The sequence below is a fragment of the Paraburkholderia acidipaludis NBRC 101816 genome (genome assembly GCF_000684975.1).
GTDB classification, from domain to species: domain Bacteria; phylum Pseudomonadota; class Gammaproteobacteria; order Burkholderiales; family Burkholderiaceae; genus Paraburkholderia; species Paraburkholderia acidipaludis.
The window spans coordinates 124,227-150,542 of the sequence record NZ_BAXZ01000018.1 but is presented as its reverse complement, the minus strand read 5'-3'; the positions used below and the strand labels follow the sequence as shown (position 1 = coordinate 150,542).

Annotated in this window: 21 protein-coding genes and 2 tRNA genes; 13 read left to right on the top strand and 10 right to left on the bottom strand. The window is 65.8% G+C overall.

The window, feature by feature from the left end; translation table 11 throughout:
• Nucleotides 1-48 precede the first annotated feature (48 nt).
• A complete protein-coding gene (locus tag BAC01S_RS20330) occupies nt 49-1,197 on the bottom strand; it encodes a glycerate kinase (protein WP_027796413.1) in 1,149 nt (382 codons plus the stop codon).
• 498 nt (nt 1,198-1,695) lie between these two features.
• Here BAC01S_RS20330 and tig point away from each other — a divergent pair, with 498 nt between their 5' ends.
• The 8 genes from tig to BAC01S_RS20290 all read left to right on the top strand — a co-directional run bounded on the left by tig (nt 1,696) and on the right by BAC01S_RS20290 (nt 10,988).
• Nucleotides 1,696-3,042, top strand: a complete 1,347-nt coding sequence (tig, locus tag BAC01S_RS20325) for a trigger factor (protein ID WP_027796412.1) — start codon at nt 1,696-1,698, stop codon at nt 3,040-3,042.
• A 161-nt stretch (nt 3,043-3,203) separates the two neighbouring features.
• Nucleotides 3,204-3,857, top strand: coding sequence for an ATP-dependent Clp endopeptidase proteolytic subunit ClpP (gene clpP, locus BAC01S_RS20320; RefSeq protein WP_027796411.1), 654 nt, complete (start codon nt 3,204-3,206; stop codon nt 3,855-3,857).
• 248 nt (nt 3,858-4,105) lie between these two features.
• On the top strand, nt 4,106-5,377 hold the full coding sequence (clpX, locus tag BAC01S_RS20315; protein ID WP_027796410.1) for an ATP-dependent Clp protease ATP-binding subunit ClpX: 1,272 nt from the start codon (nt 4,106-4,108) through the stop codon (nt 5,375-5,377).
• Between the two features lie 194 nt (nt 5,378-5,571).
• Nucleotides 5,572-8,001 carry an endopeptidase La gene (lon, locus tag BAC01S_RS20310; protein ID WP_027796409.1) on the top strand — a complete coding sequence of 810 codons (2,430 nt, stop codon included), beginning with the start codon at nt 5,572-5,574 and terminating at the stop codon, nt 7,999-8,001.
• Between the two features lie 320 nt (nt 8,002-8,321).
• Nucleotides 8,322-8,594: an HU family DNA-binding protein gene (locus BAC01S_RS20305; RefSeq protein WP_027796408.1), complete on the top strand. Its 273-nt coding sequence runs from the start codon at nt 8,322-8,324 to the stop codon at nt 8,592-8,594.
• Nucleotides 8,595-8,721: 127 nt separating this feature from the next.
• Nucleotides 8,722-8,797 (top strand) — tRNA-Val (locus tag BAC01S_RS20300).
• Between the two features lie 70 nt (nt 8,798-8,867).
• Nucleotides 8,868-8,944, top strand: a tRNA-Asp gene (locus tag BAC01S_RS20295).
• Nucleotides 8,945-9,050: 106 nt separating this feature from the next.
• The gene (locus tag BAC01S_RS20290) at nt 9,051-10,988 is read left to right on the top strand and encodes a SurA N-terminal domain-containing protein (protein ID WP_027796407.1); all 1,938 of its coding nucleotides are present in this window, start codon (nt 9,051-9,053) and stop codon (nt 10,986-10,988) included.
• A 114-nt stretch (nt 10,989-11,102) separates the two neighbouring features.
• Here BAC01S_RS20290 and BAC01S_RS20285 read toward each other — a convergent pair whose 3' ends face one another.
• Both BAC01S_RS20285 and BAC01S_RS20280 read right to left on the bottom strand, forming a co-directional pair.
• Nucleotides 11,103-11,450, bottom strand: coding sequence for a hypothetical protein (locus BAC01S_RS20285; protein WP_027796406.1), 348 nt, complete (start codon nt 11,448-11,450; stop codon nt 11,103-11,105).
• A 121-nt stretch (nt 11,451-11,571) separates the two neighbouring features.
• Entirely contained in the window at nt 11,572-12,330 is a 759-nt protein-coding gene (locus BAC01S_RS20280; protein ID WP_027796405.1) for an arylesterase, read from the bottom strand.
• A gap of 6 nt (nt 12,331-12,336) precedes the next feature.
• Here BAC01S_RS20280 and BAC01S_RS32020 point away from each other — a divergent pair, with 6 nt between their 5' ends.
• A complete protein-coding gene (locus tag BAC01S_RS32020; RefSeq protein ID WP_043202979.1) occupies nt 12,337-13,074 on the top strand; it encodes an ABC transporter ATP-binding protein in 738 nt (245 codons plus the stop codon).
• Nucleotides 13,075-13,121: 47 nt separating this feature from the next.
• Here the strand turns inward: BAC01S_RS32020 and pgi are convergent, their stop codons facing one another.
• From pgi to BAC01S_RS34770, 4 genes are all read right to left on the bottom strand, one after another.
• Nucleotides 13,122-14,741 (bottom strand): glucose-6-phosphate isomerase, encoded by a 1,620-nt coding sequence (gene pgi, locus BAC01S_RS20270; RefSeq protein WP_027796404.1) that lies wholly within the window; start codon nt 14,739-14,741, stop codon nt 13,122-13,124.
• Nucleotides 14,742-14,934: 193 nt separating this feature from the next.
• A complete protein-coding gene (locus BAC01S_RS20265; RefSeq protein WP_043202977.1) occupies nt 14,935-16,545 on the bottom strand; it encodes a bifunctional ADP-dependent NAD(P)H-hydrate dehydratase/NAD(P)H-hydrate epimerase in 1,611 nt (536 codons plus the stop codon).
• Between the two features lie 141 nt (nt 16,546-16,686).
• Complete coding sequence (locus BAC01S_RS20260) at nt 16,687-17,982, bottom strand: FAD-dependent oxidoreductase (protein WP_027796402.1); 1,296 nt, start codon at nt 17,980-17,982, stop codon at nt 16,687-16,689.
• 103 nt (nt 17,983-18,085) lie between these two features.
• Entirely contained in the window at nt 18,086-18,379 is a 294-nt protein-coding gene (locus BAC01S_RS34770) for a hypothetical protein (RefSeq protein WP_156954483.1), read from the bottom strand.
• Between BAC01S_RS34770 and purL the strand changes: the two genes are divergently transcribed.
• The 4 genes from purL (at nt 18,378) to BAC01S_RS20240 (ending at nt 24,469) form a co-directional block, all read left to right on the top strand.
• Complete coding sequence (purL, locus tag BAC01S_RS20255; RefSeq protein WP_027796401.1) at nt 18,378-22,463, top strand: phosphoribosylformylglycinamidine synthase; 4,086 nt, start codon at nt 18,378-18,380, stop codon at nt 22,461-22,463. The two genes, BAC01S_RS34770 and purL, sit on opposite strands and share 2 nt — an antisense overlap.
• A 147-nt stretch (nt 22,464-22,610) precedes the next feature.
• The gene (locus tag BAC01S_RS20250; protein ID WP_027796400.1) at nt 22,611-22,859 is read left to right on the top strand and encodes a type II toxin-antitoxin system Phd/YefM family antitoxin; all 249 of its coding nucleotides are present in this window, start codon (nt 22,611-22,613) and stop codon (nt 22,857-22,859) included.
• A complete protein-coding gene (locus BAC01S_RS20245; RefSeq protein ID WP_027796399.1) occupies nt 22,856-23,242 on the top strand; it encodes a type II toxin-antitoxin system VapC family toxin in 387 nt (128 codons plus the stop codon). The genes BAC01S_RS20250 and BAC01S_RS20245 overlap by 4 nt, the downstream gene beginning before the upstream one ends.
• 102 nt (nt 23,243-23,344) lie before the next feature.
• Nucleotides 23,345-24,469, top strand: a complete 1,125-nt coding sequence (locus BAC01S_RS20240) for a Fic family protein (protein ID WP_027796398.1) — start codon at nt 23,345-23,347, stop codon at nt 24,467-24,469.
• A 108-nt stretch (nt 24,470-24,577) separates the two neighbouring features.
• Here BAC01S_RS20240 and BAC01S_RS20235 read toward each other — a convergent pair whose 3' ends face one another.
• The 3 genes from BAC01S_RS20235 to BAC01S_RS20225 form a co-directional block, all read right to left on the bottom strand.
• Nucleotides 24,578-25,357 carry a peptidylprolyl isomerase gene (locus BAC01S_RS20235; RefSeq protein ID WP_027796397.1) on the bottom strand — a complete coding sequence of 260 codons (780 nt, stop codon included), beginning with the start codon at nt 25,355-25,357 and terminating at the stop codon, nt 24,578-24,580.
• Between the two features lie 92 nt (nt 25,358-25,449).
• Nucleotides 25,450-25,761, bottom strand: a complete 312-nt coding sequence (locus tag BAC01S_RS20230; RefSeq protein WP_027796396.1) for a BolA family protein — start codon at nt 25,759-25,761, stop codon at nt 25,450-25,452.
• A complete protein-coding gene (locus BAC01S_RS20225) occupies nt 25,758-26,291 on the bottom strand; it encodes a septation protein A (protein WP_027796395.1) in 534 nt (177 codons plus the stop codon). Before BAC01S_RS20225 ends, BAC01S_RS20230 begins: the two co-directional genes overlap by 4 nt.
• Nucleotides 26,292-26,316 lie beyond the last annotated feature (25 nt).

The window sequence follows — 26,316 nt, the reverse complement described above, 5'->3', positions numbered from 1 at the left end:
CCGGCGTGTTGCTTGTCTATCGCTTCTTCGGCGCCGGTTCGTCACGCTTCAGCGCGAACCGAAGGCAAGGCGGGTGAGTTGTTCGGCTTCGTTGGCCAGCAGTTTCGCCGCATCGCGAATCGCCGTATCGAGCGTGATGGGCCCAGGGGCCGGGGAGAAGCAACCGCTGAAGTGTTCGGAGAGCCGCGGCAGCGCGGCCGGGTCGACGGCGCCCGACAGCAGCGTCGCGGGCACGTTCGCGGCGCGCGCGTGGCGGCAGGCGATGAAGGGCGCCTTGCCGTGCAGTGTCTGCACGTCCGAACGGCCTTCGCCGGTGATGAGCCAGTTCGCGCCGCGCAGGGCATCGTCGAGTCCGATCTGGCGCGCGACGACTTCCGCGCCCGGCTCGAAGCTCGCGCCGAGCATGCGCAGCGCGAAGCCAAGCCCGCCCGCCGCGCCCGACCCGGCTTCGTCGCGCACGCGCCGCCCGAGCGCCGCTTCGACGAGGTCGGCGAAACGTGCAAGCGCGGCGTCGATCGACGCGACCTGCTCGGCCGTCACGCCTTTTTGCGGACCGAATACGGCCGTTGCGCCATGCTCTCCGGTGAGCGGGTTGTCGACGTCGGACATGCCGACGAACGAGGTCTCGGCAAGACGCGCATCGAGTCCCGAAACGTCCACGCGTGCAACGCGTGCAAGCGCATCGGGCGTGGCGGCGAGCGCCTCGCCGTTGGCGTCGAAGAGCCGCATGCCGAGGCCCGCGAGCAGGCCCGCGCCGCCGTCGTTGGTGCTGCTGCCGCCAAGCGCGACGTAGACGCGGCGCACGCCCTCGTCGAGCAGCATGCGAATTGCCTCGCCCATGCCGACCGTGCTGCGCGCGGCCACGGGCACGCCCATGCCGACGGGGTCGGTGATGCCGACGATCTCGGCCGTTTCGACGATCGCGCTGCCGTCGTGGAGGATGCCGACGGCGGCCTGGCGCTCGGGCCCCGCGGCGCCGCGCACGGTCATGACGCGGCGTTCGCCGCCGACCGACAGCATGGCGTCGAGCGTGCCTTCGCCGCCGTCGGCCATCGGGCAGATGTGGATGAGCGCGTCCGGACGGGCGCGGCGGATGCCTTCGGCGATGGCGGCGGCGACCCCGTCCGCACTCAGCGAGCCTTTGAAAGAATCTGGAGCAATGACGACGACAGGAACGTCGGATGACGGGTTGGGCATGATGTCTCTGCTGGCAAGGGTTGACGTGTCTCAAGCGTCGGCTGAGGCCGGCGGGGCATCCGGCTCGCCCGTAAGCTTAACAGCCTCGCCGCGCCCGCTGGATACCGGGCCAGCGATAGCGCGGATCGGCGCCCGGCATGGCGTTGCGTGGCGAGGGGGCGGTACGCAGGGAGTCGACGCGCCAATCCTTCCGGAAATCGACGTTTTGGGCCGGTTTTGACGGGTTGGGAACCGTCTTTCCGGCATTCCGGGCAAGCCCGGAGGGCAAATTCGTTTTGCGGGGAAAATAGTTTGCTAAAATACTTGGCTCTTTTGACGGAACCGTGTCGCAAGCCGCCTCAATGTGTTTCCTGTGAGCGTGAGGGGCGGCCAGGCTCCGGAGTGTCGCGCCTCTGAGGCCCCAACCAGTCGGGTCGGCCGGGCGCCGCGACGGATGGCGGACCGCGGCACAGCAAAGATTACTGATTCGCTCGAACAAATTTTAGGACGATTGAAGCCATGGCTAACGTTGTAGAAAACCTCGGCAAGCTCGAACGCCGCGTGACGATTTCCCTGCCGAAGGATGCCGTGCAGAAAGAAGTGGATTCGCGCATCCGCCAACTCGCGAAGAACGTGCGCATGCCGGGTTTCCGCCCGGGCAAGGTGCCGCTCAAGATGGTCACCCAGCAGTACTCGGGCCAGGTGGAAGCCGAAGTGCTGAGCGACAAGGTCGGCAAGGAATTCTTCGACATCAGCCGCGCCGAGAACCTGCGCGTGGCGGGCCAGCCGAGCTTCGCGCCGAAGGTCGAGGCAGCCGAAGGCGACTACGCGTTCGACGCGACCTTCGAGGTGTATCCGGAAGTGAAGATTGGCGAAGTGGGCAGCGCCGAAATCGAGCGCACGACCACGAGCATCACCGACGCCGAAATCGACCGCACGCTCGACATCCTGCGCAAGCAGCGCGTGCACTTCCACGCGCGCGGCGAAGCGGGCGAGCACGGTGACGGCGGCGCCGACGCCGCGGCGAAGAGCGGCGACCGCGTGACGGTGGACTTCGTGGGCAAGATCGACGACGTCGCCTTCCAGGGCGGCAGCGCCGAAGGCTTCGCGTTCGTGCTGGGCGAAGGCCGCATGCTGCCGGAATTCGAAACGGCCGCAACGGGCCTGAAGGTGGGCGAGTCGCGCGAGTTCGACCTGACGTTCCCCGCGGACTATCACGGCAAGGACGTTGCCGGCAAGACCGCGAAGTTCACGATCACGATGCAGAAGGTCGAGTGGCCGCATCTGCCGGAAATCGACGCGGAATTCGCGAAGTCGCTCGGCATCGCCGACGGCGACCTCGTGAAGATGCGCGCCGAAATCAAGGACAACCTCGAGCGCGAAGCGAAGCGCCGCACCCAGGCCATCGTGAAGAACCAGGTCATGGACGCGCTCCTGAAGATCGCCGAACTCGAGGTGCCGAACGCGCTCGTCGAGCAGGACCAGCAGCGCCTCGTCGAAATGGCGCGCGCCGACCTCGCGCAGCGCGGCGTGCCCAACGCGAAGGACGCGCCGATCCCGGCCGAGATGTTCAAGGAGCAAGCCGAGCGCCGCGTGAAGCTGGGCCTCGTGCTGGCCGAGCTCGTGAAGGCGAACAGCCTCGAGGCGAAGCCGGAGCAGATCCGCGCCGAAGTGGACGAGTTCGCGAAAAGTTACGAAGACCCGAAGGAAGTCGTGCGCTGGTATTATTCGAACCAGCAGCGCCTCGCCGAAATGGAAGCCTATGTCGTCGAATCGAACGTCGTGGACTTCGTGCTCGGCAAGGCGAAAGTGACGGACAAGCAAGTGAGCTTCGAGGAACTGGCAAGCGCAACGGCGCAGGCTTAAAGCCGCTGTGCTCCGGCGTGCCGGCTGTCGGGGCGACCGACGGCAAGCACGCCGTTTTTGTATCCGCTCAATTTAGCCATGCTGCCCGTGTGGTTGATTTTTGCGGGGTCCGTCGCCATTCGGGTTAATCAAAAGAACTTTTCCAGACAAGGATGCACCGCATGACCATTCGCGCTCAATCGCTGGATACGTTGACTTCCCATGCGTCGCGGGACCTCGACCCGCAGGCGCTCGGGCTCGTGCCGATCGTCGTGGAAACGAGCGGCCGCGGCGAGCGTTCCTACGACATCTACTCGCGTCTTCTGAAGGAACGCGTGGTGTTCATGGTCGGCGAAGTGAACGACCAGACCGCGAACCTCGTCGTCGCCCAGCTGCTGTTCCTGGAAAGCGAGAACCCGGACAAGGACATCAGCCTGTACATCAACAGCCCGGGCGGCTCGGTTTCGGCCGGCATGGCGATCTACGACACGATGCAGTTCATCAAGCCGGACGTTTCGACCCTTTGCATGGGCCTCGCGGCCAGCATGGGCGCGTTCCTGCTGGCGTCGGGCGCGAAGGGCAAGCGTTTTGCGCTGCCGAACTCGCGCGTCATGATTCACCAGCCGCTTGGCGGCGCGCGCGGCCAGGCGTCGGACATCGAAATCCAGGCCCGCGAAATCCTGTACCTGAAGGAGCGTTTGAACCAGTTGCTCGCGCATCACACGGGGCAGCCGGTCGAACGCATCGCGCGCGACACCGACCGCGACAACTTCATGTCCGGCGACGACGCTCAGGCCTACGGTCTCGTGGACCAGGTGCTGCACAAGCGGCCCTGATCCAGCCCGCGCAGTCGTAGTCATTCGATCAGGCGCGCCGCCCCGCGCGGGAGAGAGGGTTCGGCCCTCGCGCCCCCGTGCAAAAAGGGATTGGCGCCGCCGCGCGGACCGTGTGAAATAATCGGCATACGCGCTCGCAGCCTGCGGCCCACACGCCGTCACAGCAAGCGGTTCATGCGCCCCCTTGCCCGGCGTGGCCGGGGGAAACGGCGTATCATGTAACAGAGTGTCCGGAGGCTTATCTATCCATGGCGGACAAGAAAGGTTCTAACAGCGAAAAGCTGTTGTATTGCTCGTTTTGCGGCAAAAGCCAGCATGAAGTGAAGAAGCTGATTGCAGGCCCGTCGGTATTCATCTGCGATGAATGCATCGACCTGTGCAACGAGATCATTCGCGACGAAGCCGCGGGCGCGGGCGTCGACGCAGCGCTGTCGCGCTCGGACCTGCCGAGCCCGCAGGAAATCCGCGACATCCTCGATCAGTACGTGATCGGCCAGGAGCGCGCGAAGAAGATCCTCGCGGTGGCGGTGTACAACCACTACAAGCGTCTCAAGCACCTCGACAAGAAGGACGACGTCGAGCTTTCCAAGAGCAACATCCTGCTGATCGGGCCTACGGGTTCCGGCAAGACGCTGCTCGCGCAGACGCTCGCGCGCCTTCTGAACGTGCCGTTCGTGATCGCCGACGCCACCACGCTGACCGAAGCCGGCTACGTGGGCGAGGACGTCGAGAACATCATCCAGAAGCTGCTGCAGAACTGCAATTACGAGGTCGACAAGGCGCAGCGCGGTATCGTCTATATCGACGAAATCGACAAGATCAGCCGTAAGTCGGACAACCCGTCGATTACGCGCGACGTGTCGGGCGAAGGCGTGCAGCAGGCGCTGCTCAAGCTGATCGAGGGCACGATGGCCTCGGTGCCGCCGCAGGGCGGCCGCAAGCACCCGAACCAGGATTTCATCCAGGTCGACACGACTAACATTCTGTTCATCTGCGGTGGCGCGTTCGACGGCCTCGAGAAGGTCATCACGGACCGCACGGAGAAGACCGGGATCGGTTTCGGCGCGAGCGTGAAGAGCAAGCAGGAGCGCGACGCGGGCGAAGTGCTGCGCGAAGTGGAGCCGGAAGACCTGATCAAGTTCGGTCTGATTCCGGAGCTGATCGGCCGTCTGCCGGTGGTCGCGACGCTCGGCAAGCTCGACGAAGCCGCGCTCATGAAGATTCTGGTCGAGCCGAAGAACGCGCTCGTCAAGCAGTACCACAAGCTCTTCAACATGGAGCGCGTGGAACTGGAAATTCGTCCGGGTGCGCTGCAGGCTGTCGCCCGCAAGGCCATCCGCCGCAAAACCGGCGCGCGCGGCCTGCGCTCGATCCTGGAACAGGCGTTGCTCGACGTGATGTACGAGCTGCCGGCCATGAAGGGCGTGAGCAAGGTGATCATCGACGACAATGTGATCGATGGCGACGGCAAGCCGCTCCTGATCTATGAGGACGCGCCCAAAGTTGCAGGGTCGAACTGATGGCGGTGGTGATCGGCTAAAGAGTTCCGGGAAAAAGCCGTTCATACAATGGGATGAACGGCTTTTTCGTTTATCTTGTGGTCGATGGCGCACTTTTTTTGGAGTCACTGAACTTTTCCCACCCGCGCGAGGCTTGCAATCGGTTTTTCAGGCCTCACTTACCGAACAATTGATTCCATTCATGGGGAAATGAAATGTCAGGCACCCAACTCCTTCCGCCGGAACGCACCACGCTCCCGCTGCTGCCGCTGCGAGACGTCGTAGTTTTCCCGCATATGGTGATTCCCCTCTTCGTGGGCCGGCCGAAATCGATCAAGGCCCTCGAAGCGGCGATGGAGGGCGGCAAGCACATCATGCTCGTCGCACAAAAGACCGCCGCCAAGGATGAGCCGACCGAAAAAGACATGTATGAAGTAGGATGCGTCGCAAACATCCTGCAAATGCTCAAGCTGCCCGACGGCACGGTGAAAGTGCTCGTCGAGGGCCTGCAGCGCGCGAAAACGCTCTCGATCGAAGAGCAGGAAACGCAGTTCTCGTGCGAAGTGATGCCGCTCGAGCCCGACCACGCCGACAGCGCCGAAACCGAGGCGCTGCGCCGTGCGATCGTCTCGCAGTTCGACCAGTACGTGAAGCTGAACAAGAAGATCCCGCCGGAGATCCTGACCTCGCTGTCGGGCATCGACGAGGCCGGTCGTCTTGCCGACACCATCGCCGCGCATCTGCCGCTCAAGCTCGACCAGAAGCAGCACATCCTCGAGATGTTCCCGGTGGTGGAGCGTCTGGAGCATTTGCTCGCCCAGCTCGAAGCCGAAATCGACATCCTCCAGGTGGAGAAGCGCATTCGCGGCCGCGTGAAGCGCCAGATGGAAAAGAGTCAGCGCGAGTATTACCTGAACGAACAGGTCAAGGCGATCCAGAAGGAACTGGGTGAAGGCGAAGAGGGCGCCGATCTCGAAGAACTCGAGAAGCGCATCACCGCCGCGCGCATGCCGAAGGAAGCCAAGAAGAAGGCCGACGCCGAGCTCAAGAAGCTCAAGCTGATGTCGCCGATGTCGGCGGAAGCGACGGTCGTGCGCAACTACATCGACACGCTGATCGGCCTGCCGTGGCGCAAGAAGAGCAAGGTCAACAACGACCTCTCGAACGCCGAAGCCGTGCTCGACGAAGACCACTACGGTCTGGAAAAGGTCAAGGAACGCATTCTCGAGTATCTCGCGGTGCAACAGCGCGTGGAAAAGGTCAAGGCGCCGATCCTGTGCCTCGTCGGGCCCCCCGGCGTCGGCAAGACCTCGCTCGGGCAGTCGATTGCGCGTGCAACGAACCGCAAGTTCGTGCGCATGGCGCTTGGCGGCGTGCGTGACGAGGCCGAGATTCGTGGCCACCGCCGCACGTATATCGGTTCGATGCCGGGCAAGATCCTGCAGAGCCTCGCGAAGGTCGGCGTGCGCAATCCGCTCTTCCTGCTCGACGAAGTCGACAAGATGGGCATGGATTTCCGCGGCGATCCGTCGTCGGCGCTGCTCGAAGTGCTCGATCCGGAACAGAACCACACGTTTGCCGACCACTACATCGAAGTCGATTTCGATCTCTCCGATGTGATGTTCGTCGCCACGTCGAACTCGCTGAACATCCCGCCGCCGCTGCTCGACCGGATGGAAGTCATCCGCCTCTCGGGCTACACGGAAGACGAGAAGGTCAGCATCGCCCAGCGTTATCTGCTGCCGAAGCAGAAGAAGAACAACGGGCTGAAGGCCGGCGAGATCGAAGTGACCGAAGGCGCGATCCGCGACATCATTCGCTACTACACGCGTGAAGCGGGCGTGCGTTCGCTCGAGCGCGAAGTGTCGAAGATCTGCCGCAAGGTCGTGAAGATGCTGCTGCTGAAGAAGGCCGACAAGGCCGTCACGGTGGACAGCGCCAACCTCGACACTTTCCTCGGCGTGCGCAAGTACGACTTCGGTCTGGCCGCGAAGGAAAACCAGATCGGTCAGGTCACGGGCCTTGCGTGGACGGAAGTCGGCGGCGATCTGCTGACGATCGAAGCGGCGGTCATGCCCGGCAAGGGCAACGTGATCCGCACGGGTTCGCTCGGCGACGTGATGAAGGAGTCGGTCGAAGCGGCACGTTCGGTGGTGCGTTCGCGCTCGCGGCGTCTGGGCATCAAGGACGAGGCGTTCGAGAAGCAGGACATCCACATCCACGTGCCGGAAGGCGCAACGCCGAAGGACGGACCGTCCGCCGGCGGCGCCATGACGACCGCGCTGGTGTCGGTGCTCACGGGCATTCCGGTGCGCGCCGATGTCGCGATGACGGGCGAAATCACGCTGCGTGGCGAAGTATTGCCGATCGGCGGGTTGAAGGAGAAACTGCTCGCGGCGCATCGCGGCGGCATCAAGCTCGTGCTGATCCCGGAAGAGAACGTCAAGGATCTCGCCGAGATTCCGGACAACGTGAAGAACGCGATCGAAATCGTGCCGGTCCGCTGGATCGACAAGGTGCTCGAACTCGCGCTCGAGCGGGTGCCGCAGGCGCTGCCGGAAGAAGAGGTGAAGGCCGAGGATGCCAAGGCGCCCGTGGCCGAGTCGAAGGATGCCGGCGCCACGACCGAGGTGGTCAAGCACTGAAACCGGCTGGTCCTGCGCCTGCCGCACCGTCCGGTGCGTGCGGCGCAGCGAATGGTCCGAAAACCCGCGGCTTCGTCCGCGGGTTTTTTTATGGCCGCGCCGCTGCCCGCTCCGTACCTGGGTAAGGAAATCGAATATTCCCTCGAATGCCTCGCCGAATCCGGCGGAACCCCGCTTGACACCGCGCTTTCGGCTTCGTTAAATGTGCGGGGCCCGGCGTTTTGCCGGACTGCGTGTTCCAGTTTTTTGTTCCTGCCTGGTTCCTTTATCTGGCGCGGCAGGCGCCACAACGATTGTCAAACACATTCTCGGGGGCTGGAATGAATAAGACGGAATTGATCGACCATATTGCACAACAAGCCGATATCTCAAAAGCGGCGGCCGGACGCGCGCTCGACGCCGTGATCGGCGGTGTGAAGGGCACGCTCAAGAAGGGAGGATCGGTGACGCTGGTCGGCTTCGGCACTTTTGCCGTCGGCAAGCGCACGGCGCGCACGGGCCGCAATCCGCGCACGGGCGATGCGATCAAGATCAAGGCCGCGAAGGTTCCGAAATTCAGGCCTGGCAAAGCTCTGAAAGATGCGCTAAACTAATTGGCTAGCTGGTTGACGGTGCTTTCGCCGAGATGAATTCAAGATCATGGCGGAATGCGCGGGCTGGCTGTAGTGGCAAAAGCAGCGTGGCAAAAGCAGCACACAGCAGTCCAGAAATCGCGAAGCTGGGTGCTTAGCTCAGTTGGTAGAGCGGCGCCCTTACAAGGCGTAGGTCGGGAGTTCGAGCCTCTCAGCACCCACCAGTTTTCCGCGGTTTTTGCCTTATTCTGTCAGGCACGGGAAGTAAGCCGCGCGTGCAGGTAGTCACCGCATGGAGCGGTAGTTCAGTTGGTTAGAATACCGGCCTGTCACGCCGGGGGTCGCGGGTTCGAGCCCCGTCCGCTCCGCCAGATCAGTCGAAGGCGAACCGAAGGCAAACTGCGGTTCGCCTTTTTTATTGTCCTCTGAGGTAATATCGGGCGTTCTGTTTTTGGCGCTCCCTTTGCTCCTTCACGCATGCTCGACTTTTTCCGCAATCACAAACGGCTGATGATGTTCATGCTGATCCTGGTGGTCCTGCCAGGGCTCGGCTTCGTCGGCATTCAAGGTTTCCGCGGCTTCTTCGACGAAAGCGCGAACGTCGCCAGCGTGAACGGTCACAAGATCACCCGCGCCGAATACGACAGCGCCGCCCGCCAGCAGCTCGATCAGGCGCGCCAGGTCATGGGCGCGAACTTCGACGCGAGCCTCTTCGATACGCCGGAGCACCGCAAGGACATTCTCGACGGCCTGATCCAGCAGCGCGTGCTCGCGGATGAGACGCAGCGCCTGCATCTCACGGCGTCCGACGACGCCGTGCGCCGCACGCTGCTCGCCGATCCGGTGATCGCCTCGCTGCGCAAGCCCGACGGTTCGATGGACCTCGACCGCTACAAGCAGTTGCTCGCGATGCAGGGCATGACGCCCGAGCAGTACGACGAGCGCGTGCGCTATGGCCTCGCGATGCAGCAGTTGCCCGGCGCGGTGATCGACAGCGCGTTTACGCCGAAGTCGCTCGCGCAGCACCTGATGGCGCTCTCGGAGCAGCAGCGTGAAGTGCAGGGTCTCGCATTCCGCACCAGCGACTATGCCGCCAAGGTTCAGCCCACCGACGCGCAGCTGCAGGCTTACTACGACGCGCACAAGAGCGACTTCGCGACGCCCGCCACGGCGCAGATCCAGTATCTGGTGCTTTCGGCGGCCACGGTGGCGGCGAACGTGCAACCGAGCGATGCCGATCTTCAGCAGTACTACAACGAGAACATCGCGCATTACCGCACTGACGAAGAGGTGCGCGCGAGCCACATCCTGATCACGGTGCCGAAGGATGCGAGCGCGGCCGACCGCAATGCGGCCAAACAGAAGGCCGAGTCGATCCTGGCTGAAGTGAAGGCGCATCCCGACCAGTTCGCGCAGATCGCCCAGAAGGAATCGCAGGACCCGGGTTCGGCGGCGAAGGGCGGCGACCTCGGCTACTTCGGCCGCGGCATGATCGCAGGCGGCCAGGCGTTCGACGATGCCGTGTTCAAGCTCAAGAAGGACGAGATCAGCGACGTGATCCAGTCGGACTTCGGCTATCACATCGTCAAGGTCACGGACATCAAGCCGGCCACGACGAAGCCGTTCGACGACGTGAAGGCGTCGATCGTCAACGACGTCAAGGCGCAGCAGGCCGGCAAGCTCCTCGTCGACGACTCCGACGGCTTCAGCTCGCTCGTCTACGAGCAGTCGAAGAGCCTGCAGCCGGCCGCCGACAAGTACAAGCTGACGCTCCAGACGGCCACGGTCACGCCGAAGCCGAACCCCGCGCTGCCGCCAGACAGCCCGTTGAACAACCAGAAGTTCCTTAACGCCGTGTTCGCGAACGATTCGGTGAACCAGCACAACAACACCCAGGCAATCGACGTCGGCAACAGCACGCTGATTTCGGCGCACGTGACGAACTTCCAGGCCGCTGCTACGCCCGCGTTTGCCGCGGTCAAGGACGCCGTGCGCCAGAAGGTGGTGGCGGAGCAGGCAGCCGAACTGGCGCGCAAGGGTGGCGAGGCGAAGCTCGCCGAGCTGCAGAAGTCGAAGGCAACCGACGGGTTCTCGTCGGCGGTGAAGGTTTCGCGCAACGATGCGCAGGGGCTGCCTTCCGCCGCGCTTTCCGCCGTCTTCAAGGCCGATTCCCAGAAGCTGCCGGCCTACGTAGGCGTGGACCTCGGCGCCGACGGTTATGCGATCTACCGCGTGAACTCGGTCACGGAAGGCCCGGCTGTGGAAGGCCCGCGCCTTGCCGCCGCGCAGCAGCAGCTTGCCCAGATGGTCGGGCAGTCGCAGGGCCAGGCTTATCTCGACGCGGTGCGCGACCGCTCGAAGGTCAAGTACTACGGGTCGCTTGGCGCCTCGGGGCAGTCGGGCGACGCTCAGTAAGACGTCTCCAGGCCGTCTCACGCCGGCATGCATAAACAAAGCCCCGCAGTCGAACTGCGGGGCTTTGTCTTTGTTGGCGGTTGCCAGAAGTGCGAGATGCGGGGCAATGTGTCGTTAGAGGCAGGCGCTGATGTCGCCCGTGGCACCGCTGTCCCCGCCGGCGCCCGCGCGCAGGCCTACCCAGGTCTTGCCGCTCGACGACCAGGCCGGGCGAACGATCGCGGCGCCGCCGTTGGGCGGCTGTTGGCCTGGCATATAGACGTCGGCCGCCTGGTCGTTCGCGACGACGGTTTGCGTCACAACCTGTTGCTGCGAGCGGTCGGCCCACTTCTGCGCGATGCATTGCGCCACGGCCCCGGGCGGCTGCTGGCTCGTGCCGACGGACTGCGTGCCGCTTGGGATCGGCTGGTTGGCGCAGGCGCCGAGTGCTGCCGTTATGACAATAAGAGGTAAATATTTCACGCTTGACTCCCTCCAGTCAGGGTCGATCGGAATCGGACGCATGCCGCTCGTCCGGCAAAGGTTCCATGACCGATTCGCTGGGGGCCCGGAGCCGCAAGGCGTCTCTGACGTCCTGCTCCGGCTAGCGCCGGGCACCGCTCTCCAGCAGCGGCTTCAGCGTCGGCCACACGTTATCGAGAAGCAATGGTTGTGCCTGTTGGGTGGGGTGGATCTGGTCGGACTGAAAGAGGTCGGGTTTGTCGGCGAGTCCGGCAAGCAGGAACGGGACCAGCGGCACGTTCAGCTCCTTCGACAACTGGCCGTACAGGCCATGGAATTTCTGAGTGTAGTCGGGGCCGTAATTGGGCGGCACGTACATGCCCACGAGCATCGGTTTCGCGTTGCCCTTGCGGACTTCGGCGATGATGGCGCGCAGGTTGCTGTCGGTGGTGGAGAGCGGCACGCCGCGCAGCGCGTCGTTGGCGCCCAGTTCGACGATCACGATGGCGGGTTTGAGGCGCTGCATCACGAGCGGCAGGCGCGCGAGGCCGCCGCTCGTGGTGTCGCCGCTGATGCTCGCGTTCGCGACGCTATAATCGATTCGATCGCTGGCGAGCCGCCCGCGCATCAGCGCGACCCAGCCCGTGTCGCGAGGTAGCCCGTATTCGGCGGAGAGACTGTCGCCGAGCACGACGATCACGGGCTTCGCGGCGTTGGGCGCCGGTGCCGCAATCGGTGCCGCAGTTGGCAAAGCAGCGGCGCACACTGCCTGCGCGGCGAGGATAAGAGTGCCTGCGGCGAGTCCTGTGGAAAGCCGCGCGGCGAAGAATCCGGCAAGCTGGGCGCGTGCGGAGGAAAATGCGCTGCGAAGCGCCTTGACGGCTAACCTGTGCTTGATCATGTGCGAATGAATAGCGATCCAGTCATCGAAGTGCGGGGATTGTGCAAGCGGGTCACCGATGCCACCGGTGAGCTGACCATCCTCGACGGCATCGACCTCACGGTTGCCGCCGGCAGCAGCGTGGCGATCATCGGCGCGTCGGGCTCGGGCAAGTCTACGCTGCTCGGCCTGTTAGCGGGGTTGGACAGCGCGAGCGCCGGCTCCGTTCGGCTGCTGGGCCAGGAGCTGACCGGGATGGCCGAAGATCAGCGCGCGGCGCTGCGCAACGGCTCGGTGGGCTTCGTGTTCCAGTCGTTTCAGCTGATGCCGCATCTCACGGCGCTCGAGAACGTTGCGCTGCCGCTGGAACTGCAGGGCGGCATGGCCTCGCGCGAGGCCTACCTGCGTGCCCGCGCGCTGCTCGAACGGGTCGGCCTCGGCCAGCGCACCTCGCACTATCCGAAGCTGCTTTCCGGCGGCGAGCAGCAGCGCGTGGCGCTCGCCCGCGCGTTCGTCACCCACCCGTCCGTGCTCTTCGCCGACGAACCGACGGGCAGTCTCGACGCCGCCACGGGCCATGCGGTCATCGACCTGATGTTCGAAATGAATCGCGCCAACGGTGCGACGCTAGTGCTGGTCACGCACGACATCGATCTTGCGCGCCGCTGCGACAGCACGGTGACGATCGAGGCGGGCCGGCGCGTGGCGCACGGGGCATTGGATGCCGGGACGCACATGCCCGGCCGGGTGGAGGCGGGCCGTTAGAAAACGAGGCACAAAGCGCTGCCCTGTGCCTCGATACCGTCCTCGCTTCAGCGCTTCAGCGCGGCGCGTGCCCGTGCGATCAGCGCAGCCGTCGACGAATCGTGCGCCTTCACATCGCCCGGCGCGGCCGTGAGGTCGGCCTCCACCACCTTGCCCAGAATCTTGCCGAGTTCGACGCCCCACTGGTCGAACGGGTTGATGTCCCACACCGTCGCCTGCACGAGCACCTTGTGCTCGTAGAGCGCGATCAGCGCGCCGAGCGAGCGGGCCGTGAGCGCGTCCACGAGCAGCGTCGTGGTCGGGCGGTTGCCGGGGAACATGATGTGCGGCACGAGTTCGGGCTTGTCCGGGTCGGCGATCTTCTTCGCTTCTTCCTCGGTGCGGCCGAGCATCATCGCCTCGCTTTGCGCGAAGCAGTTCGCGAGCAGCTTCGGATGATGATCGGCAAGCGGATGCTCGGGCGTGAGCACGGCGATGAAGTCGATCGGCACGATCGTCGTGCCCTGGTGCAGCATCTGGAAGAACGCGTGCTGGCCGTTCGTGCCAGGCTCTCCCCACGTGATCGCCGAGGTCGCGTAATCGACGAACTTGCCGTCCAGACGCGCCTGCTTGCCGTTGCTCTCCATTTCGAGCTGCTGCAGGTACGAAGGCAGATAGTGCAGCGCCTCGGAGTACGGCGCGACGAGATAGCTCTGCGAACCGAAGAAATTGCGATACCAGATGCCGATCATGCCGAGCAGCACCGGCAGGTTCTTTTCGAGCGGCGCCTCGCGGAAGTGCTTGTCCATGTCGTGCGCGCCGGCGAGCAGCTCGTCGAACTGCTGCGGCCCGATCGCGATCATGATCGAAAGGCCCACGGCCGACCACAGCGAGTAGCGGCCGCCCACCCAGTCCCACATTTCGAACACGTTGTCCTTCGCGATGCCGAACTTCACGACCTCCGCCGGATTGGCCGAAACGCCCACGAAGTGCTTCGCGAGCGCGCTTTCGGGGCAGCCGTGCTTGACGAACCAGTCGCGCATCGAGCGCGCGTTCGTCATGGTTTCGAGCGTCGTGAAGGTCTTCGAGACGATGATGGCCAGCGTCTCTTCCGGATCGATGTTTTCGATGACGCGCCACAGATCCGCGCCGTCGACGTTGGAGACGAAGTGCGACGTGATCTCGGGCAATTCGAGGTGCTGGAGCGCGTGCACGACCATCTTCGGCCCGAGGTCCGACCCGCCGATGCCGATGTTCACGACGTGACGGATGCGCTTGCCCGTATAGCCGGTCCAGGCGCCGCTGCGCACGGCGTCGGCGAATTTCGCCATCTTCGCCCGTTCGGCGAGGATCTGCGCATGGAAGGGCGCGTCGGGCTCGGTTGCGCGCAGGGCCGTGTGCAGTGCCGCGCGGCCTTCCGTCGGGTTGACGATTTCGCCTGCGAACATGGCGTCGCGGCGCGCCTCGACGCCGGCCTCGCGGGCGAGCTGCACGAGCAGCTTCAGCGTGGCGTCGGTGATGCGGTTTTTCGAGAAGTCGGCCGCGAGGCCGCCGCCCGCGTACGTGTAGCGTTCGGCGCGCGTGGGGGCGGGGTCGTTGGCGGGCGCGAACCAGTCACGCAGGCGTTCGTTGCGGATCTGTTCGTAGTGCGCCTGAAGCGCGGACCATGCTGGGAGGGGATTCGTCATGTTCGTCTGGCGGGGAAGAACGAATGGAGAATGCGCGGGCGCGGGGTCGCCGATGACGCAGGCGAGGCTGTACGCGCCGCAGGGATGCGAGCCCGCGTCCAATGGGTTTTGGGCTACGCGGTGAATCAGTATAGCGGTCCCGCGCGCGGCTGCGCGAGGCGCGTCCAGCGTACGGTCGTGCGTTTTTCGAGCGTCAGTCGCGCGACGCGTAGAACAGCCGGTTCATCAGCCGCCGTACCGCCGGCGCCAGTTCGCCTGCCGTGAGACCCGCCGGGCCGTTGCCTTCGGCGCTGAGCGTGTCGGCGGCGAGCCCGTGCAGCCACACTCCCGCCAGTGCCGCTTCGAACGGGGGCAGGCGCTGCGCGAGCAGGGCGCCGATCAGGCCGCCGAGCACATCGCCCGTGCCGCCCGTCGCGAGCCCCGCGTTGCCGGTGGGGTTGACGGCAACGCGGCCGTCCGGTGCCGCAATGACCGTGCCGCTGCCCTTGAGCACGGCCACGGCGGCGAAACGGGCCGCCAGCGCGCGCGCGGCGGCGAGGCGGTCGCGCTGGACCGAGGCCGTATCGGTGGCCAGCAGGCGCGCCGCTTCGAGCGGATGCGGGGTGATCACGCACGGGGTGGCGCGGGCGGCCGCGCGTGCCGCGAGGGCTTCGTCGCGGGCGACGAGATTGAGTGCGTCGGCATCGAGCAGAACGGGCACATCGAGCTCCAGGATCTGGTCGACGAGATTGCGGGCCGAGGCGCTGCCGCCCATGCCGCAGCCCGCGGCGACGGCGTCGAGCGTGCCGAGCGCGAGCTTGCCTGCGGCATGCAGCATCAGTTCGGGGTGCGGCGGATCGTAGGGCGGCGCGTCGCTGCCGATGAAGCCCACGTGCACTTTGCCCGCACCCGTCAGCAGTGCGGCGCGTGCGGCGAGGATGGGCGCGCCGCACATTCCCGTGTCGCCGCCGATCACGGCGAGCGTGCCGTAGGTGCCTTTGTGCGTCGAGTAATCCCGGGCGGGCAGCGAGGCGGCGAAGAGCGACGGGGCGTTCAGGCGAGCCGGGCCCGGAGAGTTCGGTGCGCCAGTGTCGGCTTCGATGCCCGCCGTTACACCAATCGGCGCGACAGTCACGGCCCCGGCGTGGTCGCGGCCCTCGCCGGTGTAGAGGCCGGGCTTGGCCGCGATGAAGGTGACCGTGTGCGTCGCGCGCACCGCGGGGCCCGAGCCGACGATGTTGCCGGTGTCGCTGTCGAGACCGCTCGGCACGTCGAGCGCGAGCACGTGACCGGCCCCGCGCGCCCGGGCCGAAAGGCGCACGGCGAGATCGGCAAAGATACCTTCGAGGCCGCGCGTGAGCCCAATGCCGAACATGCCGTCGACGAGCCAGCCGTAGGCGTCGAACGCGTCGGGCGGCACGGCGCCGATGGGCACGCCGGCCGCGCGGGCTTCGGCCAACGCCCAGCGGGCGTCGTCCGGCTTGACCTCGACGGGCATGCAGACCTCCACGGACACGCCGGCGCGGTACAGGCCGGTCGCGACCACTAGAGCGTCCCCGCCGTTGTTGCCCGGCCCGGCGACGATCCAGACGGGCCGCCCCGCGGCCGGCGAGGGCGCATGAGCGATCTGCTCGAGCAGGAAATGGGTGGCGGCGGCCCCGGCGCGCGCCATGAGCGTATGGGGAGGCTCGGCCTGCGCCGCCGTTTCAACGGCGCGCAGTTCTGCGACGGTGAGGAGCGGCAAGGCCCGGTCGTGCGGCGTAACCAGGGTGGGGACGGAGAGGCCGGAAGAGCGGGAAAGCGGCGTATCGGTTATATCGGGCATGGCGTCGGCGAAGCGGAGGGTATCGACAGTGCAACGATACCCGAGCCGCTCCGGCCGGGCGAGGGAGGCCGCGCGCCGCCGCCGGACGGGGTGTCGCGCAAGCCGGCCGGCGGCGGCAGCGCGAGTCGGCGCGAACGGGTCTTAGCCGCGCTCGGGCCGCAGCGCGGCGATGGTTTCGGGCGGCAGTTCAGGCGCGATGCCCGACACCTGCTGCGCGACAAGCTGCGCCGAGCCCAGCGCGAGCGCCCAGCCCGCGGGCCCGTGACCGGCGTTCACGAAGAGTCGCGGATGCCCCGCGTTGCCGACCGCGGGCAGGCCGTCGGCCGAAAGCAGCTTCATGCCTTCCCACGCGAGGGCTGCGGAAATGCGCGCCGCGCCGGGTGCCCAGTCGCGCGAAGCCTCGCCGAGCAGCGCGAGCGCGTCTTCGGTCAGCGCCTCGGGCAGCGGCTCGTCGATCTGGCGGGCGTGCAGCAGCACCGCGCCGCCCGAGATGCGCAGCCGGTGGTTCACGCGTGTGATCGCGATACGCCGCGCCGCGTCGACGATCGTGTGGTGCGGCACGCACTCCTCGTGCGCCACCGGGGCGTTCAGCGTGTGCACGCGCAACGGATAGAGCGGCAGCTTGATCCCGAGCGGCGCGAGCAGGCGGGGCGTCTGCGCGCCCGCGGCAACCACCACGGCGTCGGCGGAAATCACTTCGACGTCGCGCGAGCGAGCCTCGTCGGGCTGGCGCGGCGCGAGCTCCACGGCCGCGCGGCCGCTTTCCAGCCGGATCGCGCTGACCGCGCGGCCCGTCTGGAACTGCACGCCGCCCTGCATATCGAGCACCTGCTTGAGCTGCTTCACGAAGAGCGGACAGTTCGCCACCCGGCCGTTCTCGAAGTGCACGCCGCCCGCGAACGGCGGGTCGGCGGGGAGATTCGGTTCGAAGGCTAGGCACTCCGCCGCGCTGAGCGCATGGTGCGGCACCTCGAAGCGGCGCAGCAGTTCCAGCGCGGGCTGCGTCAGCGCCCATTCGTCGCTGCCGCGCACGAGGTAGACGAGGCCCTCGCGCTGTTCGTACTCGAGCTGGAAGCGGCCTTCGGCGTCGTCCAGGACGTTTTCCGCCGCGTCGATCAGCGGACGCAGCAGCGCATAGCGCGCCTCGAATGCCTCGGAGCCGTGGAGGGCGCCCAGCCGCTTGACGAACGCGCGCGCCTGGCCGGTAAAGCCCGTCTTGCAGATCACGCCGCCCGTGGACTGGCGGCCGTCGCGCAGGAAGGTGGGACCGAACCATACGTCGATCGGCGTGGGCAGCGCGATGCCGCTGTGGCCGTAGGTGGCGCCTTGCGCGACCGTGGCGTGGCGCTCGACCACGCAGACGCGATGGCCCGCCGCGCGCAGCTGGTAGGCGGTGGCGACGCCGGCGATTCCGCCGCCAATGACGATGACATCCATGACGATACGATCTGCAGGCAGACGGCGCGCCAATGACCGCAGTGATGACGGTCAGGCCGTGCCGTGCCGGGGTAGGGCGTGCGGCGCGTGGGCTTTCGTGGGTTCACGAGTTCGCGCGCCGATCGGGTGAAACGCGCAATGATAGCAGCCAAACGGGGCGGCTCGCCATGCGCGGGGTGCCGGAAAGGCCCCGGCGGGTCGGCTGGAGCGGGCCTTCCGGGTTATAATCGCGGTCTCCCTTTCGCCCGATGTCGCCCCCCACGCGCGACGCATCGCCATTTTTGCGATGGCCGCCGCGCGAGGCGAAATTTGCGCCCCCGGCTTCATGACGCAAATTCGCGACGCAAATCCACGACGCCAACTCGCGACGTAACTTCGACGCAACGCCCCAGTCCATGGCCCACTTCTCGTGTTTCCCCGGTGCTTCGGCCCTCTCCGACTTCCGTCAAACCCGTCTGCTCGAAACGCTTCAGCGTATCGACGCCAACATCGTCGGCGTGCACGGCCAGTATCTGCACTTCGTCAATGCGGCTGCGCCGCTCAGCGCCGAGGACAGCGCGAAGATCGAAGCGCTCATGCACTACGGCGCGCCGTTCGCAGCACCGCAGGAGCGCGGCAGCGCGGTGACGTTCCTCGTCGTGCCGCGCTTCGGCACGGTGTCGCCGTGGGCAAGCAAGGCCACGGACATCGCGCATCACTGCGGCCTCGAACAGGTGCGCCGCATCGAGCGCGGCGTCGAATATACGGTCGTGCTGAAGTCGGGGCTGCTCGGCGGCAAGAAGACGCTGTCCGACGAAGCGCGCGAAGCGGTTGCGGCGGCGCTGCACGACCGCATGACGGAAAGCGTGGCGGCCTCGCGCGACGTGGCGATGCATCTCTTCGACGAACTGCCGGCAAAGCCGATGCAGACCGTCGACGTGCTGGGCCACGGCCGCAAGGCGCTCGAGACGGCGAACGGCGAACTGGGCCTCGCGCTTGCCGACGACGAAATCGACTATCTCGTCAACGCGTTCACGAAGCTCGAGCGCAATCCCACCGACGTCGAGCTGATGATGTTCGCGCAGGCCAACAGCGAACACTGCCGCCACAAGATCTTCAACGCGACCTGGACGATCGACGGCAAGGAGCAGGAGCTCTCGCTCTTCGCGATGATCCGCAACACCGAGAAGATGAGCCCGCAAGGCACGATCGTCGCGTATTCGGACAACTCGTCGATCATGGAAGGCGCCGTGGCCGAGCGCTGGTTCCCGCGCAAGAGCGCGGCAAGCGGTGCCCCGGGCGAGCAATACGGCCGCCACACCGAACTCACGCACACGCTGATGAAGGTGGAGACGCACAACCACCCCACGGCGATCTCGCCGTTCGCGGGCGCGGCAACGGGCTCGGGCGGCGAAATCCGCGACGAAGGCGCGACGGGCCGCGGCGCCCGTCCGAAGGCCGGTCTCACGGGCTTCACGGTCTCGAACCTCGATTTGCCCGAAGCACGCGAAACGTGGGAAAACGCGCGCGACGCGGCCATGCCGCCCGCGCACCGCAATCCGGCCGATGAGGCGCAGGCCTATGGCCGTCCGGACCGCATTGCCTCGCCGCTGCAGATCATGATCGACGGGCCGCTCGGCGGCGCCGCGTTCAACAACGAATTCGGCCGCCCGAACCTGGGCGGCTATTTCCGCGTCTACGAGCAGAACGTGGCGGGCACCGTGCGCGGCTACCACAAGCCGATCATGATCGCGGGCGGCATCGGCAATATCAGCGCGCAGCACACGCACAAGCACGACCTGCCGGCGGGCACGCTGCTGATCCAGATCGGCGGCCCCGGCATGCGCATCGGCATGGGCGGCGGCGCGGCCAGCTCGATGGCGACCGGCACCAATACCGCCGAACTCGACTTCGACTCCGTGCAGCGCGGCAACCCCGAAATCGAACGCCGCGCGCAGGAAGTCATCAACTCGTGCTGGCAACTGGGCGAGGGCAACCCGATTCTCTCCATTCACGACGTGGGCGCGGGCGGTCTCTCGAACGCGTTCCCCGAGCTCGTGGACGGCGCCGACAAGGGCGCGCGCTTCGAACTGCGCAAGGTGCAACTGGAAGAATCCGGCCTCTCGCCGCGCGAAATCTGGTCGAACGAATCGCAGGAGCGCTATGTCCTCGCGATTTCGCCCGCTGACCTGCCGGCCTTCGAAGCGATCTGCGTGCGCGAGCGCTGCCCGTTCGCGGTCGTGGGCGTCGCGACCGAAGCGCGCGAACTCAAGCTGATCGACACCGACGAAGCGGCGCTTGCCGCGAACGGCGGCCACCAGCCCGTCGACATGCCGATGGACATCCTGCTCGGCAAGCCGCCGCGCATGCATCGCGACGTCGCGCACGCGAGCACGCCGCTCGTGCCCGTGGACGTGACCGGCATCGCCTTCGACGAAGTCGCGAAGAGTGTGCTGCGCCATCCGACTGTCGGCAGCAAGTCCTTCCTCATCACCATCGGCGACCGCTCGGTGGGCGGCACGAGCGTGCGCGACCAGATGGTGGGCCCGTGGCAGGTGCCGGTGGCCGACTGCGCGATCACCGCGCTCGACTACGCCGGCTACAAGGGTGAGGCGATGACGATGGCCGAGCGCACGCCGCTCGCCGTGATCGATGCGCCCGCATCGGGCCGCATGGCCGTGGGCGAGGCGATCACGAACATCGCGTCCGCGCCCATCGCCTCGCTCGACAAGCTCAAGCTATCGGCGAACTGGATGGCCGCGTGCGGCGCGCCGGGCGAGGACGCCGCGCTCTACGACACCGTGAAGGCGATCGGCATGGAGCTGTGCCCGGCGCTCGGCATCGGCATTCCGGTGGGCAAGGATTCGCTCTCGATGCGCACGAAGTGGAACGACGCGGGCGTGGCGAAGGAAGTCGTCGCGCCGGTGTCGCTCATCATCTCGGCGTTCGCGCCGGTCGAGGACGTGCGCCGCCATCTCACGCCGCAACTGCGCCGTACCGACGAAGCGGGTCGCGGCGTCGACTCCGTGCTGATCGCGATCGATCTGGGCCGCGGCAAAAACCGCCTCGGCGGCAGCATCTTCGCGCAGGTCACGCAGCAGGTGGGGGACGCGGTGCCGGACGTGGACAGCGCCGAAGACCTCAAGCAGTTCTTCACGGCCATCCAGCAACTGAACGCCAACGAACAACTGCTCGCTTACCACGACCGCTCGGACGGCGGTCTTTGGGCGACCGTCTGCGAAATGGCATTCGCGGGCCACACCGGTGTGTCGCTGAACGTGGACATGCTGGCGCTCGACTCCGAACACGAATCCGACTATGGCGACGCCAAGGACTGGGCGAAGCAGACGAGCGGCCGCCGCGAGGACCGCACGCTGCGCGCGCTGTTCTCCGAGGAGCTCGGCGCCGTGATCCAGGTGCCGGCGCAACAGCGCGACGCCGTGTTCGCGGTGCTCCGTCAGCATGGTCTTTCGGCTTGCTCGCACGTGGTCGGCCAACTGAACGACCGCGACGCGATCGAGATCTATCGCGACGCGAAGCGCATCTACGAAGCGCCGCGCGCCGAACTGCAGCGCGCCTGGAGCGAAGTGAGCTGGCGCATCGCGCGCCTGCGCGACAATCCGGCCTGCGCCGATGCCGAATACGACGCGTTGCTCGACGCGGCCGATCCGGGCATGCAGCCGCATCTCACGTTCGACGCGGCCGAGGACATCGCCGCGCCGTTCGTCGCGACCGGGGCGCGCCCGCGCGTCGCGATCCTGCGCGAGCAGGGCGTGAACTCGCATCTGGAGACCGCCTACGCATTCGACCGCGCGGGCTTCGACGCCCACGACGTCCACATGAGCGACCTGCTGGAAGGCCGCGCGACGCTCGCCGACTTCGCGGGCGCCGTGGCGTGCGGCGGCTTCTCGTATGGCGACGTGCTGGGCGCGGGCGAGGGCTGGGCGAAGACGATCCGCTTCAACGCTAGGCTCGCGGACATGTTCGCCGCCTTCTTCGCGCGTCCGGACACGTTCGCGCTCGGTATCTGCAACGGTTGCCAGATGCTGTCGAGTCTCGCCTCGATGATCCCCGGCGCGGAAGCGTGGCCGAAGTTCACGCGCAACAAGTCGGAGCAGTTCGAAGCGCGCTTCTCGCTCGTGGAAGTGCAGAGTTCGCCGTCGATCTTCTTCGCGGGCATGGAAGGTTCGCGCATTCCGGTGGCGGTGGCGCACGGCGAAGGCTACGCCGACTTTTCGCAGCAGGGCGACCTTTCGAAGGTGGCCGTGGCGATGCGCTATGTCGATCACCGCGGGCAGGCTACCGAGGGTTATCCGTTCAACCCGAACGGCTCGCCGCAGGGCATCACCTCGGTGACGACGCCGGACGGCCGCTTCACGGTGCTGATGCCGCACACGGAGCGCGTGCAGCGCACGGTGACGATGAGCTGGCATCCGGAGGCCTGGGGCGAGGCGAGCCCGTGGATGCGCGCGTTCCGCAATGCGCGCAAGTGGGTGAGCTAAGGGGAGCGTTCGTTACCCCTTGCCTTGACGACAAAAAGCCGACCCGCGAGGTCGGCTTTTTGTTGCGTGGCATTCGGTGCCGATTCGGTGTCGGCTTGATTCACGAGATTAGCCAGACTAGACTAAGTATATTAAACGGGAGCGCCCATGAACTACGTCAACATGCTTGAAGCCAAGTCGTCCCTGTCGCGCCTGGTGGAGGACGTCGAATTGGGGCGCGAAGCGGAAATCATCATTGCCCGCGGCGGCCGGCCGGTCGCGCGACTCGTGCCGCTGGCTCCGGTCGCGCCCGTGGAACGGCGCATTGGCGTGGCCAAGGGGCGCTTCGAGGTTCCCGACGACATCGACGCCCACAATGAAGAGGTGGCAAACCTCTTCTATGGACGCGGCGCGTGAATCTTCTGCTCGACACGCATATCGCGCTTTGGGCCATCACGGATAGCCCGAAATTGTCCTCAACGGCGCGAGATCTGATTCTGGCGCAAACCAGCACCGTCTTCGTGAGTGTTGCGAGCCTCTGGGAAATCGGCATCAAGCATTCCCTGCAACGCGGCGATATGCCGGTATCTGGAAAAGCCGCGTTGGATTACTTCAGGGAAGCGGGGTATCGCATCCTGCCAATCGAAGCCGAGCATGCAACGGCTGTCGAAGCGCTACCGTCGCATCACCAGGATCCGTTTGACCGGCTCCTCGTGGCCCAGGCCCTGACTGAACCGCTGAGGTTGATCACGCATGACCAGCAAGTCGCACGATACAGCGACTCCATTATCCTGGCCTAACCAGCACGGGCCGGCTCAGGTTGCGGCGAATACCCCCCTAATCGCTGCATAAAATGCGGCGATTAACTTGCCCCTGCGGCGAATGCCGCCCATAATCACCGCATGAATAGCGGCGATTACACCTACATCTGGCAGGCCAACGACTGGCCAAGCTGGCGTTTCGACCTGGCGAAACTGGCAGCGCCCATGGCCGAGGTCAGTCGCGCCCAAGGCGTGTTGACGGGACGGCTGGCCGACGTCGGCATGGCGCTGCGCGACCAGGCCAGCCTCGCCGCGCTCACCGAGGACGTTGTCAAGACCAGCGAGATCGAGGGCGAACGGCTCGACGTCCAATCGGTACGCTCGTCCATTGCGCGCCGTCTGGGCGTGGACGTCGGCGCGCTCGCGCCGGTGGACCGTCATGTGGAAGGCGTGGTCGAGATGGTGCTCGACGCCACGGCCCACAGCGAGTCTCCGGTCACGAGAGAACGCCTGTTCGGCTGGCACGCCGCATTGTTCCCCACGGGCTATGCGGGTCTTTCCCGGATCAACGTCGGCGCCTGGCGCGACGACGCCAGCGGACCCATGCAGGTGGTGTCGGGTCCGATCGGCCGCCAGCGCGTGCATTTCGAAGCGCCGCCCGCAAACCGGCTGGAGGCCGAAACCGGCCGCTTCCTCGACTGGATCAACGGTCCCGTCAAAGAGCCGCTGCTGATCAGGGCCGGCCTCGGTCATCTATGGTTCGTGACACTGCACCCGTTCGACGACGGCAATGGCCGGATCGCCCGGGCGATCGGCGATTTGCTGCTCGCCCGAGCCGACGGCAGCCTGCAACGGTTCTACAGTCTGTCGGCTCAGATTCAGCGAGAGCGAGCGGGATACTACGACATTCTGGAGCGCACGCAGAAGCGGGGCCTGGATGTGACGGAGTGGCTGCTCTGGTTCTTCGACGCGCTACATCGTGCGGTCGACCAGGCGCAGTTCACGCTCGATGCGGTGCTGACCAAGGCGCGCTTCTGGCGCGAGTGGGCGACGTCGCCATTCAACGAGCGCCAGGTGAAGCTGCTTAACAAACTGCTCGATGGTTTCGACGGCAAGCTCACGAGCGGCAAATGGGCTGCCATTGCCAAATGTTCTTCCGATACGGCCTTGCGCGACATCAACGATTTGCTGACGCGTGGGGTGTTGCGGAAGACGAAGGGCGGCGGCCGGAGCACGAGCTACGAGCTGAGCGAGCTTCCCGGATAGCTGCGTGGTCGCGGCCAGCGCATGCAGCAACAGGCAAAAGAGAGGGCCAACAAAAAACCCGCGCCATCAAGGTCGCGGGTTTTTCGTCACAGCATCGCGCCGGGCGCGTTACTGGATCTTTGCCTGCTTGCGCAGATTCTCTTCGAACGCCTGCAGCTTTTCCTGCTGCAGTTGCTGCGTGATCTGCGGGCGCACCTGGTCGAGCGGCGGCGGCGTGATCGGGCGGATGTCGTCCACGCGGATGATGTGCCAGCCGAACTGCGTGTGCACCGGAGCATCAGTCATCTGGCCTTTTTGCAGATGCGTTGCCGCCGCGGCGAATTCGGGCACGTAGGCCTTCGGATCCGACCAGTCGAGGTCGCCGCCGTTCTTCGCCGAGCCCGGGTCCTTCGAGTACTGCTTCGCGAGGTCTTCGAAGCTCGCGCCGGCCTTGATCTTCGCGATCAGGTCCTTCGCTTCCTGCTCGTTGTCCACGAGGATGTGGTGCAGGTGATACTCGCTGCCGCCCGCGTCCTTGATCAACTGGTCGTAGCGCGCCTTGACTTCGGCGTCGGTCGGCTGATTGTTCTTCACGAAGTTTTCGATCAGCGCGCGCAGCACGACCGTCTGCTGGGCCACGGCGATCTGCGCCTTCACGTCCGGCTGGTTCGGAATGCCTTCGCGAATCGCTTCCTGCATCAGGATCTCGCGGTTCACGAGTTCTTCACGCACGGCCGCCTGCAGCTGCGGGGAGTCCTGCTGGCCTTGGTGGACGAGCTGTTCGACGAGCGCGTCGGCGCGTGCTTTGGGAATCGGCGTGCCGTTCACGACGGCGATGTTCTGCGCGAAAGCGGGAGCCGCCGCGCAAGCAGCCAGCAACACCCAGAGACGGGTTTTCTTCAAGGTCATCGGAAAGTCCTAACAGGGCGAACCCAAAGGGCAACTAAACGGGAACGAATGGAAAATGCAAGAGAAACTAAAAGGCGAACCGGAAAGCAGGGCTACCGTGGCAGCGCTGCGGCTTCTTCGGGCGTGAGCGCCGTGATCGCGAGCGCGTGGATGCCGCGCTGCATCGCCTCGGCCAGCGCATCATACACCATGCGATGCCTTGCCACGCGGGCTTTCCCCGCGAATGCGGCGGCCACGATCGTGACGCTGTAATGGCCGCCGGCCGCGGCGCCGGCATGGCCCGCGTGCTGCGCACTGTCGTCGCGCACCGCGATCGACGCGATGGGCGCAAGCGCCGCCGCGAGGCGCGACTCGATCAGCGCCATGCGTTCGGCCGGGCTGGCGTTCAGGAAGACGTCGCTCATTCCTCTTCCTTGATGTAACGCGAAAGCCACAGGCTCTGCCCGACGATGAACACCACGAGAATGCCGGTTGCGCCAAAGAGCTTGAAGTCCACCCACGCGTCGGTCGAGAAGTGGAACGCGACGAAGAGGTTCACGAGGCCGAGCAGCACGAAGAAGATCGCCCAGATCAGATTGAGCTGCGTCCAGACGCGGTGCGGCAGCGTGATCTGCTTGCCCATCATCGTCTCGATGAGGTTCTTGCCGAAGCCCAGCTGCGCGCCCAGCAGCGCGACCGAGAAGGCCCAGTACAGCACGGTGGGCTTCCACTTGATGAAGGTTTCGTCGTGCAGCACGAGCGTCGCGCCGCCGAACACCACGACGATGGCGAGCGATACCCACAGCATGGGATCGACCTTGCGGTGACGGAAAGCCACCCACGCGATCTGCACGAGCGTTGCGACGATGGCCACGGCCGTTGCCGTGAAGATGCCCCACAGCTTGAAGGCAACGAAGAAGAGGATGATCGGAAACAGATCAAACAGAAATTTCATTATCGGCCCGAAGGTTTGCAAAGTG

Coding starts and splice junctions, on each gene's coding strand:
- BAC01S_RS20235 (WP_027796397.1), bottom strand. CDS start 25,357: ATGACCTTGAAGAAAACCCGTCTCTGGGTGTTGCTGGCTGCTTGCGCG.
- purL (WP_027796401.1), top strand. CDS start 18,378: ATGGCCCACTTCTCGTGTTTCCCCGGTGCTTCGGCCCTCTCCGACTTC.
- BAC01S_RS20330 (WP_027796413.1), bottom strand. CDS start 1,197: ATGCCCAACCCGTCATCCGACGTTCCTGTCGTCGTCATTGCTCCAGAT.
- BAC01S_RS20265 (WP_043202977.1), bottom strand. CDS start 16,545: ATGCCCGATATAACCGATACGCCGCTTTCCCGCTCTTCCGGCCTCTCC.
- BAC01S_RS20280 (WP_027796405.1), bottom strand. CDS start 12,330: ATGATCAAGCACAGGTTAGCCGTCAAGGCGCTTCGCAGCGCATTTTCC.
- BAC01S_RS20230 (WP_027796396.1), bottom strand. CDS start 25,761: ATGAGCGACGTCTTCCTGAACGCCAGCCCGGCCGAACGCATGGCGCTG.
- clpX (WP_027796410.1), top strand. CDS start 4,106: ATGGCGGACAAGAAAGGTTCTAACAGCGAAAAGCTGTTGTATTGCTCG.
- BAC01S_RS20305 (WP_027796408.1), top strand. CDS start 8,322: ATGAATAAGACGGAATTGATCGACCATATTGCACAACAAGCCGATATC.
- pgi (WP_027796404.1), bottom strand. CDS start 14,741: ATGACGAATCCCCTCCCAGCATGGTCCGCGCTTCAGGCGCACTACGAA.
- BAC01S_RS20290 (WP_027796407.1), top strand. CDS start 9,051: ATGCTCGACTTTTTCCGCAATCACAAACGGCTGATGATGTTCATGCTG.
- lon (WP_027796409.1), top strand. CDS start 5,572: ATGTCAGGCACCCAACTCCTTCCGCCGGAACGCACCACGCTCCCGCTG.
- BAC01S_RS20260 (WP_027796402.1), bottom strand. CDS start 17,982: ATGGATGTCATCGTCATTGGCGGCGGAATCGCCGGCGTCGCCACCGCC.
- tig (WP_027796412.1), top strand. CDS start 1,696: ATGGCTAACGTTGTAGAAAACCTCGGCAAGCTCGAACGCCGCGTGACG.
- BAC01S_RS20250 (WP_027796400.1), top strand. CDS start 22,611: ATGAACTACGTCAACATGCTTGAAGCCAAGTCGTCCCTGTCGCGCCTG.
- BAC01S_RS20225 (WP_027796395.1), bottom strand. CDS start 26,291: ATGAAATTTCTGTTTGATCTGTTTCCGATCATCCTCTTCTTCGTTGCC.
- BAC01S_RS32020 (WP_043202979.1), top strand. CDS start 12,337: ATGAATAGCGATCCAGTCATCGAAGTGCGGGGATTGTGCAAGCGGGTC.
- BAC01S_RS20240 (WP_027796398.1), top strand. CDS start 23,345: ATGAATAGCGGCGATTACACCTACATCTGGCAGGCCAACGACTGGCCA.
- BAC01S_RS34770 (WP_156954483.1), bottom strand. CDS start 18,379: ATGGACTGGGGCGTTGCGTCGAAGTTACGTCGCGAGTTGGCGTCGTGG.
- clpP (WP_027796411.1), top strand. CDS start 3,204: ATGACCATTCGCGCTCAATCGCTGGATACGTTGACTTCCCATGCGTCG.